The sequence below is a fragment of the Roseisolibacter sp. H3M3-2 genome, assembly GCF_029211165.1.
Lineage (GTDB): Bacteria > Gemmatimonadota > Gemmatimonadetes > Gemmatimonadales > Gemmatimonadaceae > Roseisolibacter.
This window is the reverse complement of the sequence record NZ_JARGEK010000446.1, coordinates 1-3,466: the sequence shown is the minus strand read 5'-3', so window position 1 is coordinate 3,466 and position 3,466 is coordinate 1. Positions and strand designations below refer to the sequence as shown.

Sequence of the window (3,466 nt, the reverse complement as noted above, 5' to 3'; positions counted from 1 at the left end):
CGATTGGTGTGGCTCACCCCACCGCAAGGTGGGGCTAGCCCCTAGTTGATCGGCTCTGCCTCTGCAGGATCTCGGTAGCCGTCATACAGGGCTTGGCCGAGCCGCTCGATAAGCGCCTCAACGTCGCTGCGGTCCAGCACCGCAAAGAGCTGATCGTGATCGAACAGGCCGTCCCTTGCTTCACAGTTGAAGTCCAGCGGTCCCGAGGCGCCGCCGGCTGCGACCTTCTCCATCGCATCGAAGTACTGAAGGCTATCGTCCACTCCTTCGGGCCAGGGCAGCAGATCCTGCACCCAGAAATCGGCTGACGAGGTGTCGCCCTTGATCAGGAGCGGGCCGAAGCTGATCGGCTCGTACTTGGCGAAGAGCGTGCCCGCGGGCAGCTGCAGGAACGCCTCGCGGTCGACGATTCTCATCCGTCCCTCCGGCTAAACAACAGGTTCAACTATGCTGACGAACGCGACCGTCAAGGCCGCGCGCCCTCGCGCGCGTCCGTACAAGGTGAGCGACGGGACAGGGCTGTTCCTGTTCGTCCAGCCGACCGGCCGAAAAAGCTGGCGGCTCCGGTACCGGGTCGAGGGTCGGGAGCAACTGCGCGTGCTGGGCGCCTGGCCCGAGGTAGATATCGGCGACGCCCGGGCTCAACGCGATCGCTGGCTCGAGCTGCTCGGCCGCGGCGTCGGTGCGCGCGCGGCCAATGATGCCGACGATAGCTTCACGGCGATCGCGCGGCGCTGGTACCAGCACCAGCGCGAGCGCTGGTCGGAGCAGCACGCGGCCGACGTGATCACCAGCCTCGAGCGCGACGTCTTCCCCGCGATCGGCGCCAAGCCGATCGGCGATATCGATGCTCCGATGATTCTGCGGGCGGTACGCGCGATCGAGCGGCGCGGCTCGATCGAGACCGCCCGGCGCATCCGGCAGCGGATCTCGGCCGTGTTCGGCTTCGCCATGTCCGAAGGCCTCTGCGAGGACGATCCGGCAGCGATCGTCACCAAGGCTCTGGCGCCGGCGCCGGCATCCAGGCGCCAGCCCGCGCTCACCGATATCGACGCCGTCCGTGATCTGATCGCCGCGGTTGATCGCTCCGACGCCGGCGAGCTGGTGAAGCTCGCCTCTCGATTCCTGGCGCTCACCGCTGTTCGGCTCGCCTGCGTAAGGCAGCTGCCTTGGTCCGAGCTCGAGGACCTGGACGAGCCGGCGCCGCTCTGGCGCATCCCGGCGGCGCGAATGAAGCTGAAGAAGGCGCGGAAAACGGACCCGACGGCTGAGCACCTGGTGCCGCTCTCCAGCCAGGCCGTCGAGGTTCTCCGCCGCGCGCGCGCGCTCGGCGGCGCCGGCCCGCTCGTCTTTCCTGGCCGCGCCGCCGATCGGCCGATGGGCGAGGGCAGGCTCGGTGAACTCTATGATGATGCCGGCTTCGCCGGCCGGCACGTTCCTCATGGTTGGCGGGCGAGCTTCTCGACCATTGCCAATGAGCTGAAGCTCGCCGATCGCGCGCTGATCGACATGGCGCTGGCGCACGCGCCGAAGAACAGGGTCGAGGCGGCGTACAATCGGGCGCAGCTGCTCGAGGAGCGGCGTCGCCTGTTCCAGGCCTGGGCTGATCTCCTGATGCCCGCTTAGGGCAGGGCGCCGCTGCCCGGCGCCGGGTGGCACGCTTCGTGCCGCTCTCCCCCCGGAGAGCCACGCGGGGCGCATAGCCCCGCTCGCCAGCCGCACGATCGTACTGGCGTTGTCCGGATGGGCACTAAGGCCCGGGGTGCGGATGGCAACTATGGTCCGTAGGACCCCTGAAGCTTTAGCTTCGCCTTTCCCTTAAACCTCTCTCAGCCCACACTTCGCCTATGTGTCACTCGCGCTAGGTTCGATGCGCGAGGCCATGCGCGCCAGCGTCTGCTGGATGGACGATGGCGCCGCCGGCTGCTCGGGCGTCGGGGTGAGGCCGCCAAGGCCGGTCAGCTCGACCGTGCGCGCTTGGTCCCGCTCGGCCTTCGTCGCGGCCGCTTGCCGTGCCGCGGCCTGGCGCCGGCGCCGCTCCCGAAATTGCAGCCAGCGCTCCCGGACGTTGGACGCCAGCTGGCGCGGGTCGAAGAAGTAGGCGTTCGAGATCTGCTCGCGCTGCGGCGCCCACTCGCCCTCCCGGCGGGTGCTCTCCGTCCGGCGGCGCCAGTCGAACAGCTTGTGCTCCTTCAGGCGCGCCAAGGCCCTGAGCACGGTCCGGATCGAGACGCCGGCGCGGTGGGCGATCAGGGCCAAAGGCGGATCGCAGAGCCCGTTCGGGCTGCCGACGGCATATCCGAGCGTCTCCTCGAGCACGCGCGTGTAGATGGCGCCGATCGGCGCAGGCTTGCCCGGCTGCCGGTGGTGGACGTCGTACTCGCGGACGAGGCGGACGTGGTCGTCGATCAGCTGCCAGCGCTCGACCCGAGATTGTCGCGCCTCAAATACGAACACGCGCGCGCGCTTATCATCGAGGTCGTAGGAATCGCGCCATGGCTTACGCCGGCGATCCGGAGATCGCTCGCGGCCCCGAAGCTTTGTGGTGGCACGGGAGAGAAGGGCTGCTGCGGTTACACCGTTTGCGCAGCTTGTCTTGGAAGCAGGAAGGGTCATGTTCGGCCCCGCGTCGGAGTCGATGGACGCACGAAACCGCCGCCCGAAATGCGTTTTCGAGCGCGCGGGTCGCAGTTCTGGATCTCGCGGCTGGCGAGAGGGGTGGGCGTGGTGAGATCGTTGGGTGCCGCTGACTGCGGCCGGCTCTGGTCAGAGAGCCGTCAGGCGATCGTCGCCGCGTCCACCTTTGCTTTGGCCCGCCTCACGGCGGAGGGCGCGCGCGCTGCCGCGGTTTTCCTCGACCTAAGCTAAGTCGTTGGAGACGCTCAGGCCGGTTTTCCGAGAACGAAGCGGGAAGAACGGCAGAATTTCGCCGTTCTTGTTTAATGTGTCCGTAGCTGCGCTGCACTCGGTGGATCACGCCGGTTTTCCATTTGGTTTTCCCGTTCGCCGGGCGTTCCACTTCAGGATCGCGCCTTCGGCGAGGGTCTTCTGGCTGCGCAGCTTGGCGTAGTGCTCCACCATCTGGAGCGACTGGCCGCTGATCGCCGCCGTCTCGGCCGCGCTGCAGCCTGCCTCGAGAAGCGCGTTGACGGCGTTTTTCCGGAGGCCGTGCGGGACAACCTTGAAGCCCCGATCACGCGCGAACGCCTGCAGCAGCTGGCGAAGGCGGCCTCGTGTTCGCGGCGCCGAGCCGCGCCCGGCCAGGATGGTCAGAGCCCGGCGTGGCGCGCGGGCGAGCTCTTCGGCGAGCGCGTGGTGCAGCGGGATCTCCACCGTCGTGCCGGTCTTCTCCTGGACGACATGGATGCGACCGTCGCGCACGTCGCTCCAGCGCATGCTCACGACATCGCCGATCCGCTGCGCGGTGTAGTAAAGCAGGTGCACGGCGAGCCGGACCTCCGCATCG

Annotated in this window: 4 protein-coding genes; 1 reads left to right on the top strand and 3 read right to left on the bottom strand. The window is 68.1% G+C overall.

All coding sequences use genetic code 11. The features are described 5' to 3' along the window. Window positions 1-41: 41 nt before the first annotated feature. A complete protein-coding gene (locus PYV61_RS22730) occupies window positions 42-416 on the bottom strand; it encodes a hypothetical protein (RefSeq protein WP_275835985.1) in 375 nt (124 codons plus the stop codon). Window positions 417-447: 31 nt separating this feature from the next. On the opposite strand from PYV61_RS22730, the gene PYV61_RS22725 reads away from it, so the two are divergent. Then, window positions 448-1,626: an integrase arm-type DNA-binding domain-containing protein gene (locus PYV61_RS22725; protein ID WP_275835983.1), complete on the top strand. Its 1,179-nt coding sequence runs from the start codon at window positions 448-450 to the stop codon at window positions 1,624-1,626. Window positions 1,627-1,845: 219 nt separating this feature from the next. On the opposite strand, the gene PYV61_RS22720 is transcribed toward PYV61_RS22725, so the two are convergent. Beyond that, window positions 1,846-2,457, bottom strand: coding sequence for a hypothetical protein (locus PYV61_RS22720; protein ID WP_275835981.1), 612 nt, complete (start codon window positions 2,455-2,457; stop codon window positions 1,846-1,848). A gap of 516 nt (window positions 2,458-2,973) precedes the next feature. Further along, the coding region (locus PYV61_RS22715; protein ID WP_275835979.1) for a tyrosine-type recombinase/integrase at window positions 2,974-3,466 on the bottom strand (493 nt) is incomplete at its 5' end.